16 protein-coding genes are annotated in these 17,898 nt (G+C 60.5%); 9 read left to right on the forward strand and 7 right to left on the reverse strand.

Features of this window, described 5'->3' with window-relative positions; genetic code table 11:
* Positions 1 to 75 precede the first annotated feature (75 nt).
* A complete protein-coding gene (locus J7573_RS05530; protein ID WP_085676566.1) occupies positions 76 to 963 on the forward strand; it encodes a LysR family transcriptional regulator in 888 nt (295 codons plus the stop codon).
* On the opposite strand, the gene J7573_RS05535 is transcribed toward J7573_RS05530, so the two are convergent.
* Genes J7573_RS05535 through J7573_RS05545 form a run of 3 tightly spaced genes read right to left on the reverse strand, consistent with a single transcriptional unit; the run spans position 952 to position 3,948 of the window.
* The gene (locus J7573_RS05535) at positions 952 to 1,770 is read right to left on the reverse strand and encodes a sulfite exporter TauE/SafE family protein (protein WP_294326947.1); all 819 of its coding nucleotides are present in this window, start codon (positions 1,768 to 1,770) and stop codon (positions 952 to 954) included. The genes J7573_RS05530 and J7573_RS05535 overlap by 12 nt on opposite strands.
* Positions 1,767 to 3,041 carry an FAD/NAD(P)-binding oxidoreductase gene (locus J7573_RS05540; protein ID WP_294330347.1) on the reverse strand — a complete coding sequence of 425 codons (1,275 nt, stop codon included), beginning with the start codon at positions 3,039 to 3,041 and terminating at the stop codon, positions 1,767 to 1,769. Before J7573_RS05540 ends, J7573_RS05535 begins: the two co-directional genes overlap by 4 nt.
* Before the next feature lie 22 nt (positions 3,042 to 3,063).
* A complete protein-coding gene (locus J7573_RS05545) occupies positions 3,064 to 3,948 on the reverse strand; it encodes an MBL fold metallo-hydrolase (protein WP_294326949.1) in 885 nt (294 codons plus the stop codon).
* Between the two features lie 223 nt (positions 3,949 to 4,171).
* Between J7573_RS05545 and J7573_RS05550 the strand changes: the two genes are divergently transcribed.
* From J7573_RS05550 to J7573_RS05560, 3 genes are all read left to right on the forward strand, one after another.
* A complete protein-coding gene (locus J7573_RS05550; RefSeq protein WP_294326951.1) occupies positions 4,172 to 5,461 on the forward strand; it encodes a sigma 54-interacting transcriptional regulator in 1,290 nt (429 codons plus the stop codon).
* A gap of 127 nt (positions 5,462 to 5,588) precedes the next feature.
* Complete coding sequence (locus J7573_RS05555; RefSeq protein ID WP_294326952.1) at positions 5,589 to 5,993, forward strand: RcnB family protein; 405 nt, start codon at positions 5,589 to 5,591, stop codon at positions 5,991 to 5,993.
* 260 nt (positions 5,994 to 6,253) lie between these two features.
* The gene (locus J7573_RS05560) at positions 6,254 to 7,000 is read left to right on the forward strand and encodes a carbonic anhydrase (protein WP_294326954.1); all 747 of its coding nucleotides are present in this window, start codon (positions 6,254 to 6,256) and stop codon (positions 6,998 to 7,000) included.
* Positions 7,001 to 7,118: 118 nt separating this feature from the next.
* Here J7573_RS05560 and gyrB read toward each other — a convergent pair whose 3' ends face one another.
* The 4 genes from gyrB to dnaA are packed head-to-tail and all read right to left on the reverse strand — an operon-like array spanning position 7,119 to position 13,345.
* Positions 7,119 to 9,539, reverse strand: a complete 2,421-nt coding sequence (gyrB, locus tag J7573_RS05565; RefSeq protein WP_294326955.1) for a DNA topoisomerase (ATP-hydrolyzing) subunit B — start codon at positions 9,537 to 9,539, stop codon at positions 7,119 to 7,121.
* A 4-nt stretch (positions 9,540 to 9,543) separates the two neighbouring features.
* A complete protein-coding gene (gene recF, locus J7573_RS05570) occupies positions 9,544 to 10,647 on the reverse strand; it encodes a DNA replication/repair protein RecF (RefSeq protein WP_294326957.1) in 1,104 nt (367 codons plus the stop codon).
* Between the two features lie 15 nt (positions 10,648 to 10,662).
* On the reverse strand, positions 10,663 to 11,766 hold the full coding sequence (gene dnaN, locus J7573_RS05575) for a DNA polymerase III subunit beta (RefSeq protein WP_294326959.1): 1,104 nt from the start codon (positions 11,764 to 11,766) through the stop codon (positions 10,663 to 10,665).
* 40 nt (positions 11,767 to 11,806) lie between these two features.
* A complete protein-coding gene (gene dnaA, locus J7573_RS05580; RefSeq protein ID WP_294326960.1) occupies positions 11,807 to 13,345 on the reverse strand; it encodes a chromosomal replication initiator protein DnaA in 1,539 nt (512 codons plus the stop codon).
* Positions 13,346 to 13,928: 583 nt separating this feature from the next.
* On the opposite strand from dnaA, the gene rpmH reads away from it, so the two are divergent.
* From rpmH to mnmE, 5 genes are all read left to right on the forward strand, one after another.
* Entirely contained in the window at positions 13,929 to 14,063 is a 135-nt protein-coding gene (rpmH, locus tag J7573_RS05585) for a 50S ribosomal protein L34 (protein ID WP_003253163.1), read from the forward strand.
* A 13-nt stretch (positions 14,064 to 14,076) separates the two neighbouring features.
* On the forward strand, positions 14,077 to 14,481 hold the full coding sequence (gene rnpA, locus J7573_RS05590) for a ribonuclease P protein component (protein ID WP_082433472.1): 405 nt from the start codon (positions 14,077 to 14,079) through the stop codon (positions 14,479 to 14,481).
* Entirely contained in the window at positions 14,474 to 14,719 is a 246-nt protein-coding gene (gene yidD / locus J7573_RS05595; protein WP_011536514.1) for a membrane protein insertion efficiency factor YidD, read from the forward strand. The genes rnpA and yidD overlap by 8 nt, the downstream gene beginning before the upstream one ends.
* A 2-nt stretch (positions 14,720 to 14,721) precedes the next feature.
* Positions 14,722 to 16,398, forward strand: a complete 1,677-nt coding sequence (gene yidC, locus J7573_RS05600; RefSeq protein ID WP_103448390.1) for a membrane protein insertase YidC — start codon at positions 14,722 to 14,724, stop codon at positions 16,396 to 16,398.
* Between the two features lie 86 nt (positions 16,399 to 16,484).
* A complete protein-coding gene (gene mnmE, locus J7573_RS05605; protein WP_294327048.1) occupies positions 16,485 to 17,855 on the forward strand; it encodes a tRNA uridine-5-carboxymethylaminomethyl(34) synthesis GTPase MnmE in 1,371 nt (456 codons plus the stop codon).
* Positions 17,856 to 17,898: the final 43 nt, after the last annotated feature.

Raw genomic sequence — 17,898 nt, forward strand, 5'->3', positions numbered from 1 at the left:
AGTGAGTAATTTCGCCAAGGAAACACGAGATTTCACGCAGCCGTTGTGCGTTTTAGCACAGCCCTAAGGATCAACATGTTCGACTGGAACGATCTGCGGTTTTTCCTCGAGTTGCAGCGCAGTGGCCGCCTGCTCAGCGCGGCCAAGCGCCTCAATACCACCCACAGCACGGTCGCCCGGCATATCGAAAGCATCGAGAAGAGCCTGGGCACGCCACTGTTCGTGCAGCACGCCCAGGGCTATGAACTGACCCCGTCGGGCCAGGCGCTGCTCAAGCACGCCGAAGCCATGGAGAACGTTGCCCTGTTGGCGCAGGAAGAAATCACCCAGGCCATCACCCCGCTGGGCAAGATTCGCCTGGGCGTCACCGAAGGCATCGGCATCATGTTCTTCACCCCGCGCATGAGCGAGCTGTTCGCCCGCTATCCGGGGTTGGAGGTGGAACTGGTGGCGGTACCGCGCTTCGTCAGCATCCTCAACCGTGAAGCAGAGATCAGCATTCACCTGGAGCGGCCCAACGCCGACCTGCTGATCACCCGCAAGCTCACCGACTACCGCCTGGCGCTGTACGCCAGCCAGGACTACCTGGACCGGGCGCCGCCCCTGCGCAACCGCGAGGACCTGGCCCGGCACAGCTGGATCGGCTACGTCGATGACCTGCTGTTCAGTCAGGAGCTGCTGTTTCTCAACAGCTTCTGCCGCGCACCGAACGTGGCCTTCCGCAGTACCAGTGTGATCGCCCAGCAAACCGCCGCACGCGCAGGGCTGGGCATCGCCGTGCTGCCCAACTACATGGCTCGCCATGACCCGACACTGGTGCGCGTGCTGCCCAGCGAGACCATCCAGCGCAGCTACTGGATCTGTACCCGCCGCGAGTTGCACAAGTCGGTGCGCCTGCGGGTGGTGTGGGACTACCTGCTGGCGCTGTGCGCGGCGGAACAGGACGAGCTGCTAGCCGAATAGCGCCTTGCCAGCCAGCAGCACGGCCGCCAGCCAACCGGCGACAGCGAACATCTGCTGCAGGCGAGGCCCGGCGATCTTTGCCGCCAGTGGTCGGGCCAGCAACAGGCCGATCACCGCGCCGATGGCAAAGGGTGCGCCAATCCGCCAGTGCATCACACCGGCCAGGCTGGCGCTGACTACGCTCCCCGTGGAAACCAGCGCGATGACGGCCAGGGAGGTCGAGACGATGCTCTTCATGCGCAGGTTGGTGTAGCGGTTCAAGGCGGGGATGATTACAAAGCCGCCGCCGACCCCCAGCAAGCCGGAGAGCAAGCCAGACATGGCCCCGGTAAACGCCAGGGCGCGTGCGCAGGGTAGCGTCCAGCGCAAGCGCCCCTGCAATGGGTTCAGCACGCAGGGCTCGATGTAGCGATGGGCTTCGCTGCCTTCGCCACGCAGCTCTTTGGCCGCCTTGCGCCAGATGCGCAGGCAGGCATAGATCAGCACGGCAGCGAACACCAGCGCCAAGGGTGTATTGGGCAAGCGGTGCGCCAGCATCAGGCCGAACGGTGCCGCTGCGATACCGATCAAGGCGATGAAGAGGGCGGCGCGATAACGCACCAGCCCTTCACGCAAGCCGAGTACCGCACCCACCGCCGCCGCAAGCCCCACGGCGAGCAGCCCGATAGGTGCCGCTTCGACCATCGACAGGCCCAGCCCGAACACCAGCAGCGGCACCGCCAGGATGCCACCACCGGCGCCGGTCAGCGCCAGCACCGCACCGATGATCGCGCCCAGGCCAGCGCCCAGCAGTTGATGTTCGATCACTGTGCGGCCTCGGTGACCAGCGGTTGCGGGCGCGCCAGCCACTCACGGCCTTTGAGCATTCCCTGCCAGTACAACGGCGGTAGCACCCGTGCCTTGAGCAGCCAGGCCAGGCGTGTCGGCTGGCGCCCATCGAGCAGCCAGCGAGGGAAGCTTGGTGCGACCTTGCCGCCATAGGTGAATTCGGCCAGGACGATCTTGCCGCGCTCGACGGTCAGCGGGCAGGAGCCATAGCCGTCGTATTGGGCCAGGGTAGGAAGGCGGCCCAGCGCTACCAGCACATTGTTGGCGACCACTGGCGCCTGCTTGCGCGCAGCCGCAGCAGTCTTGGCATTGCTGGTGTTGGCCACATCGCCCAGTGCGTGGACGTTGCCGAACTGACGGTGGCGCAAGGTATGCGGATCGACGTCGACCCAGCCGGCGGCATCGGCCAAGGGGCTCTGGCGGATGAAGTCCGGAGCAACCTGCGGCGGCACCACGTGCAACATATCGAAGGCTTCGGTACGGGTTTCACTGCTGCCGTCGGGTAGCGTACGCACGAAGGTGGCACGCTGGTTGGGCCCATCCACGGCCACCAGGCGATGGCTGTAATTGAGGTTCACACCGTACTTGTCGATGTAGGCCATCAAGGCTGGCACATAGTCGGGAACGCCGAACAGCACGGCACCGGCATTGAAGAAACTGGCTTTCACATCGCCCAGCCGACCACTGCGCAGCCAATGGTCACACGACAGGTACAGTGCCTTTTGTGGCGCGCCAGCGCACTTGATCGGCATCGGCGGCTGGGTGAACAGGGCACGCCCTTGCTTGAGCGTTTGCACCAGCTCCCAAGTGTAAGGTGCCAGGTCGTAGCGGTAGTTGGAGGTGACACCGTTGCGGCCAAGGGTTTCGCTGAGCCCGTCGATCGCGTCCCAGTCGAGCTTGAGGCCGGGGCAGACCACCAGCTGTTCATAACTGATGGCGCGGCCTCCCTCCAGGGTCACCAGCTGGGCAGACGGGTCGAAGCCCTGGACGCGCGCCTTGATCCAGCGCACGCCGCGCGGGATGGCCGAGGCCATGGTGCGGGCGGTACTCGGCGCACTGAAGACGCCGGCGCCGACCATGGTCCAGCCTGGCTGGTAGTAGTGCACCTCGGCAGGGTCGATCAGGGCGATGTCCAGTGACGGGTCACGGGCGATCAGGCTGGAAGCAGTGGCGATACCGGCGGCACCGGCACCGACGATGACCACCTTGTGGTGGTCGGCATTGGCAGGCATGGCAGTCAATCCTGGAATTTCTGGTAATGGGGCAGGGAAGTCAAAGCTTGTTCAGCGGGATCTTCAGGTAGCTCACGCCGTTTTCCTCAGGCTCCGGGAGCTGGCCGCTGCGCATGTTCACCTGCACCGATGGCAGGATCAGCACGGGCATGTCGAGGGTCTTGTCGCGGGCTTCGCGCATGGCCACGAAGCTGTCCTCGTCGATACCTTGGTGGATGTGGATATTGCTGGCGCGCTGCTCGGCCACCGTGGTGACGTACTGCATCTCGCGCCCGCCTGGCAGGTAGTCGTGGCACATGAACAACTGGGTCTGGTCGGGGAATGCCAGCAACCGGCGGATCGAGCGGTACAGCGTCCGGGCATCGGCGCCGGGGAAGTCGCAGCGGGCGGTGCCGTAGTCAGGCATGAACAGGGTATCGCCGACGAACACCGCGGTCTCACCAGCGTCCACCACCATGTAACTGATGCACGCCGGCGTATGCCCTGGGGTATGCAGTGCACGGGCATGCAGGTTGCCGATGCGGAAACCTTCTTCGTCTTCGAACAGCACATCGAACTGGCTGCCATCGCGGGCGAAGCCAGGCTCGGCGTTGAACAGCGTGCCAAAGACTTTCTGCACCTGGGTAATGTGTGCACCGATGGCGGTATGGCCGCCGAGCTTGCCCTTGAGATAAGCCGCCGCCGAGAGGTGGTCGGCGTGTACATGGGTTTCCAGCACCCATTGCACGTTGGCCTTGAGTTCGGTCACACGTTCGATCAGGCGATCCGCCGAAGCGGTGCAGGTGCGCCCGGACTTGGGGTCGTAGTCCAGCACGCTGTCGATCAGCGCGCACTGAAGGGTTTCACGATCCATGACCAGGTAGCTGATGGTCGAGGTCGCCTTGTCATAGAAGGCGTCCACGTGAAGGTTGTTGCCGATGATCATCACGTTCTCCAAATTATCTGCCTCGCCTTGTACAGGCGTAGGCAGTGGGTGGAGGTTTATCAAGATGCATGCCAGGCATTTTTCTACATCCGGCCCAATGAACAGGGGCCCTCGATCACAGTGGTAAGCGCCAGTGGCAGTGGCTTTGGCAGTCGACTGTCAGCCAATGGCAGTGTTTGGCAGTCCTTGTTACCCTGCGCCAGGTTATCCAATCGGTGTCGTCATGCCTGAATCTCATCCACTCATCCTAGCTCTGGTTTCCTACCTTGAGCACGATGCCCTGCCTACCATCGTGCTGGACACTGACTACAACATCCTCGCGGCTAACGCAGCTTATCGGCGGCAGTTCGGTCGAGACAAGCAGGCCCCTCTGGGTGAAAAATGCCATCGCGTGTCACATCACTACGCCGTCCCGTGTGACCAGGCCGGCGAGCACTGCCCGATGCGCAAGGCATGGGACAGCAAAGTGCCGGAGCGTGTGCTGCACATTCATCACACGCCGCGAGGCCCAGAGCATGTGGATGTGGAGCTGCGGCCGATCCTCGATGAGCAGGGCAGGGTGGTGGCTTTCGTCGAGAGGCTTACCAGCATCACCCTGGCCTCTGCGCAACCGCAGGAGCAAGGGCTGGTCGGGCGAGCACCTGCTTTCAAGACCGCGCTGGCCAGCCTGCAGCGAGCGGCACCCGCGCAGATACCGGTGCTGCTTCAGGGCGAGTCGGGCACCGGCAAGGAGCTGTTCGCCCGCGCTATTCACATGGGTAGCCCACGGGCCAATGGCCCACTGGTCGTGGTCGACTGCACCGGCCTGACCGAGTCGCTGTTCGAGAGCGAGCTGTTCGGCTACGAGAAGGGCGCTTTCACCGGCGCCAACCAGCGCAAGATCGGCCTGGCCGAAGCGGCCCATGGCGGCACGTTGTTCCTCGACGAAATCGGCGAGGTGCCGTTGGCGATGCAAGTCAAACTGCTGCGCCTGATCGAGTCCGGCAGCTTCCGTCCGGTGGGTAGCCTGCGCACCGTGCATTCGGATTTCCGCCTGGTATCAGCAACCCATAAACCGCTGAAGAAGATGGTGGCAGAGGGTACCTTCCGTGAAGATCTGTATTACCGCATCAGTGGTTTCCCGATCCGCCTGCCGGCGTTGCGCGAACGCGTGGAGGATTTGCCCTTGCTGGCTGAGAGCCTGCTTCAGCGCATGGCTGGCAAACCGACACCCAGTCTGACCGAGGAAGCGCTGAAGCAACTCACGCTGCATGCGTTCCCCGGGAACATTCGCGAGTTGCGCAACATCCTGGAAAGGGCTCGGCTGTTTGCCGATGACGGGTTGATCCGGCCTGAGCATCTGCCGGATGAGGTTGGGCCACAGCAAGCATTGGGCATGAGCAGAGGACGAAACGACCTGAGTGATCTGGCGCAGGCGCTGGAGCAGTTCCAAGGATCACGCAGCGAGCTGGCCCGTCACCTTGGCATGAGTGAACGAACCTTGTATCGCCGCCTGAAAGCGCTGGGTTTGTAGTCCGCCGACCTTTACCGGACCTTTACCTCTACCCTTACATTATGTGGAAAAGTTTGTGGTCTGATCAGTTAACCGCACCAGGCAGACCGTATTACCTGCCGGGCGTTAACAGGCAGAGGATCCGCAAATGAAGAAAGCCCTAACCGTGCTCTGCGCCGCGCTTGTGCTCAGCACACCCTTGGCCAGCTTCGCTCAACCGGGCCCAGACCACTACGACGGTGGTCCATCCCATCAGGGCTACCCGCCACATGGCCAACCCGAGCGCTATGACCGCCATGACAACGGTCACTACCCGGCCTACCACAACCCGAACTTCCGACCTGAAGCGGGTATGCCGATGCCACATCAACAGTGGCATCGTGGCTATGTAGTAGAACCGCGTTATCGCGCCGACCGCTACTGGGTGACCGACTGGCGCGCGCGTCATCTGTACGCACCACCACGCGATCACCGCTGGTTGTACGTGAACGGTGACTATGTGCTGGTAGCGATTGCCTCTGGCGTGGTCGTCAGCGTGCTCTCCGGTTACTGATTCCGATAGCCAAAAAAGCCCGCGTCAGCGGGCTTTCTTGTTTCTGCCGAGCCGACCACTCAGGTGTTCAGCAAAGGATGAAAAGTTGGTTCCACGTGGAACATGGCGCCAGGACTGCCGCGCATCTGCGCGTATAGGCCGCGAATCGCTTGATGTTGGGGATCAACTAAACTCCATGGTTCCAGTACCGGACGTTCTGTTTGGTACTCGTTCATCCAACAGTAGTTACTCCCACCGAAGTGTCCTGAGGACACACCATCATGTGTAAATCATGTGATTCAACTCCCCACCCAACAGATCGCCGTCGATTTCTTCAGTTTGCCGGACTCGGAGCCGGTGCCCTGCTGCTAGCCGGTGCGCTTCCTGCACGGCTTTCGCAGGCTGCAGAAAAGTCGACAGCGCCCCCTAAACCGCAAAACGCCATCAGCCCAGACGAAGCGCTGAAACGGCTGATGGCAGGTAATGCGCGTTACATCAGCGGTGATTCAACCTCGCACGATTTCAAGGACGAGCGCGAGGCGTTGGTGTCTGGGCAAAACCCATTTGTAGCCGTGCTCAGTTGCTCCGATTCGCGTATTGCACCTGAGTACGCGTTTGATACGGCGCGAGGTGATTTGTTTGCGATTCGTGTGGCAGGCAACTTTGTGACTGGCGAGGGCCTGGCCAGTATTGAATATGGCGTGGCGGTGCTGGGGGCGCCGCTGATTCTGGTACTCGGCCATGAAAGCTGCGGCGCCATTGAAGCAGGGATCAAAGCAGTCAAGGACAACGCCAAGTTCCCCGGGCATATTCCGAAGCTGACGGATGCGCTCAAAGGCTCAATCGAGAAGGTGATCAAACAGCCTGGCAATCTGATGGACAATGCCATCGCGCAGAACGTCACGGACTCTGTCGAGGCGCTCAAGAAGGCCACACCGCTGCTTACCGATGCAATCAGCAAAGGCAAGTTGAAGGTTGTGGGTGGCGTGTATCGGCTGGCCACTGGGAAGGTGGAGCTTATTGCCTGAGCAAGTGTCTGGGTGGGGTCTGCGCGCGCTTACCCCATCCAGCCATCAGGGCCTGGCTGTGCGCAAAAAAAGGCCCGCTTGAGCGGGCCTTAGTGCTTGAACGGCTGCTGCAACCTGATCAGAAGTCCAGGTTCGATACCGACAGCGCATTGCTTTCGATGAAGTCACGGCGTGGTTCCACCGCGTCGCCCATCAGGGTATTGAAGATCTGGTCGGCGGCAATCGCGTCTTCGATGGTGACCTTGAGCATGCGGCGGACGGTTGGGTCCATGGTGGTTTCCCACAGCTGCTCCGGGTTCATCTCACCCAGACCTTTGTATCGCTGGATGGTGTGGCGCTTGGTGCTTTCGTTCATCAGCCAGTCGAGGGCTTCCTTGAACTCGGTGATTGCCTTGCGACGTTCACCGCGCTGCACGTAGGCACCTTCGCCGAGCAGGGTAGACAGCTTGGCACCCAGGGTGACCACCGAGCGGTAGTCGTTGCTGCCGAAGAAGTCGCGGTTGAAGGTGACGTAGCTGGCCAGACCGTGGGAGGTAACTTCCACTTCCGGCAGCCAGACATTGCGCTCCTTGTCTTCGCGCAGGCTGGCCTGGTAGACCAGGCCTGATTTCTGGCTGTTGCTCAGACGCTCCTGGAACTTCACCAGCCAGGCTTGCATCACGGCGTGGTCGCCCAGTTGCTCCTGAGTGACTTCCGGCAGGTAGATGAAGTGCTCGGTGAGGTCTTCCGGGTAGAGGCGCGACAGGCGCTTCAGGGTCTTCATCACCGCGCGGAATTCGTTCACCAGGGTTTCCAGCTGTACGCCGGAAACGGCTGGCGCCGATTCGTCCAGGTGCAGGCTGGCATCTTCGAGGGCCGATTGGGTCATGTATTCTTCCATGGCCTCGTCGTCCTTGATGTACTGCTCCTGCTTGCCTTTCTTGACCTTGTACAGCGGTGGCTGGGCGATGTAGATGTAGCCGCGCTCGACCAGCTCCGGCAACTGACGGAAGAAGAAGGTTAGCAGCAGGGTACGGATGTGCGAACCGTCGACGTCAGCATCGGTCATGATGATGATGTTGTGATAACGCAGCTTGTCGATGTTGTACTCTTCGCGGCCGATGCCACAGCCCAGTGCAGTGATGAGCGTGCCCACTTCCTGGGACGAGATCATCTTGTCGAAGCGTGCTTTCTCGACGTTGAGGATCTTGCCCTTCAGCGGCAGGATAGCCTGGGTGCGACGGTTACGGCCTTGCTTGGCCGAACCACCTGCGGAGTCACCCTCCACCAGGTACAGCTCGGAGAGGGCAGGGTCCTTCTCCTGGCAGTCCGCCAGTTTGCCCGGCAGGCCTGCGATATCCAACGCGCCTTTACGGCGAGTCATTTCACGGGCTTTACGCGCCGCTTCACGGGCACGGGCAGCGTCGATCATCTTGCCGACCACGGCCTTGGCTTCGTTCGGGTTTTCCAGCAGGAAGTCGGCGAAGTACTTGTTCATCTCTTGTTCCACGGCGGTTTTCACCTCCGAGGAGACCAGCTTGTCCTTGGTCTGCGAGCTGAACTTCGGATCCGGCACTTTCACCGAAATGATCGCGGTCAGGCCTTCACGAGCATCGTCACCGGTGGTGGCGACCTTGTTCTTCTTGGCCAGGCCTTCCTGCTCGATGTAGCTGTTCAGGCTACGGGTCAGCGAGGAGCGGAAACCAACCAGGTGAGTACCGCCGTCACGCTGCGGAATGTTGTTGGTAAAGCACAGCAGGTTTTCGTTGAAGCTGTCGTTCCACTGCAGCGCAATCTCGACACCCACGCCATCGTCACGCTGGACGTTGAAGTGGAAGACCTGCGAGTTGATCGGGGTCTTGTTGGTGTTGAGGTATTCAACGAATGCGCTCAAGCCGCCTTCGTATTTGAAGAACTCTTCCTTGCCCGAACGCTCGTCCTTCAACAGGATGCCGACACCCGAGTTAAGGAACGACAGTTCGCGAATCCGCTTGGCCAGGATGTCCCAGCTGAAGTGGATGTTCTTGAAGGTTTCAGCCGAAGGCTTGAAGTGGATGTGGGTACCGGTGGTTTCGCTGTCACCGACAACGGCCATCGGCGCTTGAGGAACACCGTGAACGTAGGTCTGTTCCCAGATCTTGCCGCTGCGGCGAACGGTCAGCACCAGCTTCTCGGACAGGGCGTTCACTACCGAAACACCTACACCGTGCAGACCGCCGGATACCTTGTAGGAGTTATCGTCGAACTTACCGCCGGCGTGCAGCACGGTCATGATGACCTCGGCTGCGGAAACGCCTTCTTCTTTATGCACGTCGACCGGAATGCCACGACCGTTGTCGCGCACGCTAATGGATTCGTCCGTGTGAATGATGACGGTGATGTCATCGCAGTGACCGGCGAGGGCTTCGTCGATCGAGTTGTCGACCACCTCGAAGACCATGTGGTGCAGGCCGCTACCATCATCGGTGTCGCCAATGTACATGCCGGGACGCTTGCGTACGGCATCCAAACCTTTCAGCACCTTGATGCTGGAGGAGTCGTACGTTTGATTTTCGCTCATGCCTTCACTCCCGATGGTCGTGGGTCTGGGTGATACGGCCTTGTTCCACGTGGAACAAGGCAACTGGCGTTTCCGTCTGCCAGCCTTCCCTCAGTAATTCGTGATCTACACAGGTGATAAACACCTGGCAGCGTAATTCTTCAAGCAAGCGGCACAGCGCGCGGCGATGCTGGTCATCCAGCTCGGACGGCAGGTCGTCAACGAGATAAATACAGTGGCCGCGGCGAGCCTGACTGACGAGATGGCCCTGGGCAATGCGCAGCGCGCACACCACCAGCTTTTGCTGACCACGCGACAAGATGTCGGCTGCGTTATTGGCAGCCAGACGAAGACGCAGATCAGCACGCTGCGGGCCGGCCTGGGTATGGCCCATCTGCTGATCGCGAAGGAGAGAGGAGGCGAGTACTTCTTGCAGTTCCCGGTCCTTGTCCCAGCCTCGATAGTAGCTCAGGGTCAACCCGTCCAGCTCGACCAGCTCGCTCAGGGTTCGCTCGAAGACGGGCTTCAAGGCCTTGATGTAGTTGCGACGGTATTCATCTATTTCCGCGCTGGCCAGGCATAACTCCCGGTCCCAGGCGGCTTGCGAAGCTGGGTCAAGTGTACCATGCCGCAACCATGAGTTCCGCTGCCGCAGCGCCTTCTGCAGACGTTGCCAGGCCGGCAGGAACCGAGGTTCCACGTGAAACACTCCCCAATCGAGAAACTGCCGGCGGATTTTCGGTGCGCCTTCCAGCAACCGGAAACTGTCCGGGTTGATCAGTTGCAACGGCAGCAGTTCAGCCAGTTGAGCGGCGCTCTTGGCATTCTGCCCGTCGATTCGGATAGTGAATTCGCCCGCCCGCTCCCTGGAGACACCCAGGTTACTGGTGCCACCTTCAGCCAACTGAACTTCGCCAAACACGGTGCAAGCCGGCTGCTCATACTGGATGACCGGGTTCAGCCGAGTACTGCGGAATGACCGGGCAAGGCCAAGCAGGTGCACGGCTTCGAGCACACTGGTCTTGCCGCTGCCGTTGGCGCCGTAGAGGATATTGATGCGGGGGGAAGGTGAGAGAGTCACCGGGTGCAGATTGCGCACCGCGGTGACCATGATACGTCGAAGGGACATTTCGCCTGCTACAGATTACAGACGCATCGGCATGACAACGTAGGAAGAATCGTCATTGCCAGCTTCCTGCAGCAGGGCACTGCTGTTGGAATCAGACAGAATCAGACGAACTTGCTCGGTAGTCATAACGCCCAGCACGTCCAGCAGGTAGCTGACGTTGAAGCCGATCTCCAGCGAGCTACCTTCGTAGTCCACGCTGATCTCTTCTTCCGCTTCTTCCTGCTCAGGGTTGTTGGCCTGGATCTTCAGTTGGCCAGCGGCCAGCTGCAGGCGAATACCGCGGTATTTCTCGTTGGAAAGAATGGCGGTACGGCTGAACGCTTCGCGCAGCGCCTGGCGATCACCGACCACCAGCTTGTCACCACCCTTCGGCAGTACGCGCTCGTAGTCCGGGAACTTGCCGTCGACCAGCTTGGAGGTGAAGGTGAACTCACCGGTGGTCGCACGGATGTGGTGCTGACCGAGAACGATGCTGACCATGCCTTCCGGATCAGTGAGCAGGCGTGCCAGCTCAAGAATACCTTTACGTGGAACGATGACCTGGTGGCGATCTTCCTGCTCGATCGGTGCGCTCATGGAGCACAACGCCAAGCGGTGACCGTCAGTGGAAACCGCACGCAGGGTGTTGCGCGACACTTCCAGCAGCATGCCGTTGAGGTAGTAACGCACGTCCTGCTGGGCCATGGCGAAGCTGGTGCGCTCGATCAGGCGGCGCAGTTTGCTCTGCTCCAGGTTGCAGGTCAGCGAGCCCGGGCCTTCTTCAACGGTAGGGAAATCGTTGGCAGGCAGGGTCGACAGGGTAAAACGACTGCGGCCGGCTTTGACCAGGAGTTTCTGCTCGTCGACCTTGATATCGATCAGGACGTCGTTCGGCAGGCTCTTGCAGATGTCCATCAGCTTGCGCGCCGGGACAGTGATCTCGCCTGGCTCGGCCGGCTCTTCCAGTTGCACGCGGCCAACCAGTTCGACTTCCAGGTCGGTACCGGTCAACGACAGCTGCTGGCCTTGCACGACCAGCAGGACGTTGGACAGCACCGGCAAGGTCTGGCGGCGCTCGACGACACCGGCGACCAGTTGCAGGGGTTTCAACAGGGCTTCGCGTTGAATGGTGAAATGCATGGTCTAGTCCCTTGCCTTCAATTAGCTGCGCTGGCGACCATCAGGTCGTCAGCGTCCGCAGCAGGTTCTTGTAGTCCTCGCGGATGTCCGCGTCGGATTCCTTCAATTCGTTGATCTTGCGGCAGGCGTGCAGCACGGTGGTGTGGTCGCGGCCGCCAAACATGTCGCCGATCTCCGGCAGACTGTGGTTGGTCAGCTCCTTCGACAGTGCCATGGCCACCTGACGCGGGCGCGCTACGGAGCGCGAGCGGCGTTTGGACAACAGATCGGCGATCTTGATCTTGTAGTACTCGGCCACGGTGCGCTGGATGTTATCCACACTCACCAGCTTGTCCTGCAGCGCCAGCAGGTCCTTCAACGACTCGCGAATCAGCTCGATGGTGATGTCACGGCCCATGAAGTGCGAGTGAGCGATCACCCGCTTCAGGGCGCCTTCGAGTTCACGTACGTTGGAGCGAATGCGCTGGGCGATGAAGAACGCAGCATCATGCGGCAGCTCGACCTTGGCCTGGTCGGCCTTCTTCATAAGGATCGCCACACGGGTTTCCAGTTCCGGCGGCTCGACGGCCACCGTCAGGCCCCAGCCGAAGCGCGACTTCAGGCGCTCTTCCAGGCCTTCGATCTCCTTCGGGTAGCGGTCGCTGGTGAGAATCACCTGCTGGCCGCCCTCGAGCAAGGCGTTGAAGGTGTGGAAAAACTCTTCCTGGGAACGCTCTTTACGGGCGAAGAACTGGATGTCGTCGATCAGCAGCGCATCAACCGAGCGGTAGAAGCGCTTGAATTCATTGATTGCGTTGAGCTGCAGCGCCTTGACCATGTCCGCAACGAAGCGCTCGGAATGCAGGTACACGACCTTGGCATTCGGGTTCTTCTTCAGCAGGTGGTTACCCACAGCATGCATCAGGTGGGTCTTACCCAGGCCCACGCCGCCATAAAGGAACAGCGGGTTGTAACCATGCTTGGGGTTGTCGGCGACCTGCCAGGCCGCAGCGCGGGCCAGTTGGTTCGACTTACCTTCGACAAAGGTCTCGAAGGTGAAGGTGCGGTTCAGGTAGCTGGTGTGCTTGAGCGCGCCTTCCACCTGGACCGTGCGCTGTTCGGTACGGCTGCCGGTAACAGGAGCCGAAGTGCTGTCGCCCATGCCATCGAAGCTGTCACGCGAAGCCGATTCAGCGACTTCATTTACCTGCACCGGTTCGGCTACAGGCGCATGAACCGGCTCAGCAACGGTGGCCACCGCAGGCGCAGCGGCCTGTTGGGTCTGGCTGTGTGCAAGCGAAGCAGCAACTGCAGCACTGACGGGGGCATTGGGTGCAGCACGTGGAGCAGAGCTGCGACGGCTGCCTATTAACAAGGAAAGGGCTGGCGCCATGCCGCTGCCGTTTTCACCCAACAGTTCGAGCAGACGGCCAAGGTACTTTTCATTCACCCAATCGAGCACGAAACGGTTAGGCGCATAGACGCGCAACTCGTCGCCTTCGGCTTCGACCTGTAGCGGACGGATCCAGGTGTTGAATTGCTGGGCAGGCAGTTCATCGCGCAGAAGCTCCACGCACTGCTGCCAAAGTTCCACTGACACGGATATCCCCTGAGTTGAAAGCCGGATGAGGCAAAAACAAACCGCCATTGTACCGGTCGAGCGATCAGTTATCCACATGTGGAAACATTCTGAGCCATGACAAATCAGCCATTTAGCGGCAAAAACGTCTTCCAACCTCTGTGAATAAGGTCTGTGGATAAACGGCCATGAGGGCTATGCACAACCCTGAGGCCAGCCCTGTTGATAACTCTGCTGTGGATAACGGCCACTTCTATCCACAGGCTTTCCGCACGTCCGACACAAGCGCAGCACCTGTTACCGACAAGGTTGTGAATCTCTGTACAGCTCGCCGTTATTGGGCTTAACACAGTTATCCACAGAAGGTTATCCACCTAAGATTTATAAGTTCTTCAGAAAAGCTTTTTATATGTCTCTTCTTTTTTTTCATTTTGTCGTCCGTCTGCCTGCCTGAGCAACCCTTCCTGGCATCCAGCCGTCAGGACGCCTTCTATAAGGAAAGGCTGGTTGGAAATTGACCTATGGGCTTGCTTTCTCTAGAATCGCCGATCTCTTAAAAAGGGGGCCATTCCGGCCCGTAGTCGACAAACCAGGTAACAACGCCATGAAACGTACTTTCCAACCAAGCACCATCAAGCGCGCTCGCACCCACGGCTTCCGTGCCCGTATGGCTACCAAGAACGGCCGCGCTGTTCTGTCGCGTCGTCGTGCCAAAGGCCGTAAGCGTCTGGCCATTTGATTTTTCGGCACAGGTGGTGAGTCAGGACTTCAGTCGGGAAAAGCGACTGCTTACACCCCGGCACTTCAAAGCGGTCTTCGACTCCCCAACCGGCAAGGTTCCAGGGAAAAACCTGCTGATCCTTGCTCGCGAGAACGGCCTGGATCACCCGCGCCTCGGCCTGGTGATCGGCAAGAAGAGCGTCAAGCTCGCCGTTCAACGCAACCGCCTCAAGCGCTTGATGCGCGATTCCTTCCGGCTCAACCAGCAATTGCTGGGTGGCCTGGATATAGTGATCGTCGCGCGCAAGGGATTGGGTGAGATAGAAAACCCGGAATTGCACCAACACTTTGGCAAGCTCTGGAAACGCCTGGCGCGCAGCCGGCCAACTCCAGCGGCAAACGCCGATTCCGCAGGGGTAGACAGTCAAAATGCGTAAACTGGCCCTCGTTCCGATCCAGTTTTACCGTTACGCCATCAGTCCCCTGATGGCCAGCCACTGTCGTTTCTACCCCAGTTGCTCCTGTTACGCTTACGAAGCCATTGAAAACCATGGCCTCTTGCGTGGCGGGTGGCTAGCCGTTCGTCGCCTGGGGCGTTGTCATCCGTGGAACGACGGCGGTTTCGATCCCGTTCCCCCCGCTCCTTCCTCCCGAACTTCTTCGATAGCCGAGTAATCATGGATATTAAACGCACGATCCTGATCGTCGCCCTGGCAATCGTGTCCTACGTCATGGTCCTCAAGTGGAACGAGGACTACGGCCAGGCTGCCCTGCCGACTCAGAATACTGCTGCCAGCACCGTTGCCCCGGCCTTGCCGGATGGCGTGCCGGCCGGTACCGCCAGCGCCGATGTGCCGAGCGCCAATGCCGAATCCAGCCCTGCCGAACTGGCTCCGGCCGCGGTCAGCAAGGATCTGATCCGGATCAAGACCGATGTCCTGGAACTGGCTATCGATCCGGTCGGTGGTGACATCGTCCAGCTGAACCTGCCGAAGTACCCACGCCGTCAGGATCATCCGGACATTCCGTTCCAGCTGTTCGACAACGGTGGCGAGCGCATCTACCTGGCACAGAGCGGCCTGACCGGCGCCAATGGCCCGGATGCCCGTTCGTCGGGTCGCCCGCTGTACGCTGCCGAGCAGAAGAGCTACCAGCTGGCTGATGGTCAGGACCAACTGGTCGTCGACCTCAAGTTCAGCGACAACGGTGTCAACTACATCAAGCGCTTCAGCTTCAAGCGCGGTGAGTACGACCTGACTGTCAGCTACCTGATCGACAACCAGAGCGGCCAGGCCTGGAACGGCAACATGTTTGCCCAGCTCAAGCGTGACGCCAGCTCCGATCCATCGTCGAGCACCGCCACCGGCACCGCGACCTACCTGGGCGCCGCCATGTGGACGGCTTCCGAGCCTTACAAAAAGGTCTCGATGAAGGACATCGACAAAGGTAGTTTGAAAGAAAATGTGTCCGGCGGCTGGGTTGCCTGGCTGCAGCACTACTTCGTGACCGCCTGGATTCCGGCCAAGTCGGACAACAATGTTGTCCAGACCCGCAAGGACAGCCAGGGCAACTACATCATCGGCTACACCGGCCCGGCGCTCAGCGTTCCGGCTGGCGGCAAAGTCGAAACCAGCGCCATGCTGTATGCCGGTCCGAAGATCCAGTCCAAGCTGAAAGAGTTGTCCCCAGGCCTGGAACTGACCGTCGACTACGGCTTCCTGTGGTTCATCGCCCAGCCGATCTTCTGGCTGCTGCAACATATCCACAGCCTGCTGGGTAACTGGGGCTGGTCGATCATCGTGCTGACCATGCTCATCAAGGGCCTGTTCTTCCCGCTGTCGGCTGCCAGCTACCGCTCGATGGCGCGCATGCGTGCCGTGGCGCCGAAGCTCGCCGCACTGAAGGAACGCTTCGGTGACGATCGCCAGAAGATGTCCCAGGCGATGATGGAGCTGTACAAGAAAGAGAAGATCAACCCGCTGGGCGGCTGCTTGCCGATCCTGGTGCAGATGCCGGTGTTCCTGTCCCTGTACTGGGTACTGCTGGAAAGCGTCGAGATGCGCCAGGCCCCATGGATGCTGTGGATCACCGACCTGTCGATCAAGGATCCGTTCTTCATCCTGCCGATCATCATGGGCGCCACCATGTTCATCCAGCAGCGTCTGAACCCGACTCCGCCGGATCCGATGCAGGCCAAGGTAATGAAAATGATGCCGATCATCTTCACCTTCTTCTTCCTGTGGTTCCCGGCTGGTCTGGTGCTGTACTGGGTTGTGAACAACTGCCTGTCGATCACTCAGCAGTGGTACATCACCCGCCGTATCGAAGCAGCCACCAAAAAAGCTGCTGCTTGACGGGCTACTGCGCTAGCCTGTGAATAAAAACGCCCCCTCGGGGGCGTTTTTGCTATCTGTCGTTTTTGTCGTAGAGGCTTTCGAGCATGAACACTGTGCGTGAAACCATCGCCGCCATCGCCACTGCCCAGGGCCGCGGAGGCGTCGGTATCGTGAGGTTGTCCGGCCCATTGGCGAGCAAGGCGGGGCAGCTGATTACCGGCCGAACGCTGACACCACGCCATGCCCACTACGGGCCATTCCGCGACGAGGATGGCCTGGTGCTGGATGAAGGCATTGCGTTGTACTTCCCTGGTCCCAACTCGTTCACGGGCGAGGATGTACTTGAGCTGCAGGGGCATGGCGGCCCCGTGGTCCTGGATATGCTGCTGCAGCGGTGTGTACAAGTCGGATGTCGTCTGGCGCGTCCAGGCGAGTTCAGCGAGCGTGCGTTCCTCAATGACAAGCTCGACCTGGCCCAGGCCGAAGCCATCGCCGACCTGATTGAAGCGAGCTCCAGCCAGGCTGCGCGCAATGCCTTGCGCTCGCTGCAGGGGGAGTTCTCCAAGCGTGTGCACAGTTTGACGGAGGCGTTGATTGCCCTGCGCATCTACGTCGAGGCCGCGATCGACTTCCCTGAAGAGGAAATCGACTTCCTCGCCGATGGCCATGTGTTGTCCATGCTCGATGCAGTGCGCGGCGAGTTATCCACCGTGCAGCGCGAGGCCGGGCAGGGCGCCTTGCTGCGTGACGGCATGACGGTGGTCATAGCCGGCCGGCCAAATGCCGGCAAATCGAGCCTGCTGAACCAGCTGGCGGGGCGTGAGGCGGCCATCGTTACCGACATCGCCGGCACCACCCGGGATATTCTGCGCGAACATATCCACATCGATGGCATGCCACTGCACGTGGTCGATACCGCCGGCCTGCGCGATACCGACGACCATGTGGAAAAGATCGGCGTTGAGCGCGCGCTGAAGGCCATTGGCGAGGCCGACCGAGTGCTGCTGGTGGTCGACTCCACCGCCCCTGAGGCCAGTGACCCGTTCGCCTTGTGGCCCGAGTTTCTCGACCAGCGGCCAGACCCGGGCAAGGTCACACTGATTCGCAACAAGGCCGATCTCAGTGGTGAGCGGGTAGGCCTGGAACAATGCGACGACGGCCACGTGACCATCACCCTGAGTGCCAAGGGTGACGACCAGGGGCTGCAACTGCTGCGTGATCACCTCAAGGCCTGCATGGGTTATGAACAGACCGCCGAGAGCGGTTTCAGCGCCCGTCGGCGCCACCTGGATGCCTTGCGCCAGGCCAGTTCGCACCTGGAGCACGGTCGCGCACAGTTGACCCTGGCTGGCGCGGGTGAACTGCTGGCCGAAGACTTGCGTCAGGCGCAGCAGGCGCTGGGTGAGATCACCGGTGCGTTCAGTTCCGATGATCTGCTGGGGCGGATCTTCTCCAGTTTCTGCATCGGCAAGTAATCCACAGCTGGCTAAAACCAAGGCCGCTCCTCCGGGAGCGGCT

This window comes from Pseudomonas sp., assembly GCF_017744435.1.
GTDB lineage: Bacteria > Pseudomonadota > Gammaproteobacteria > Pseudomonadales > Pseudomonadaceae > Aquipseudomonas.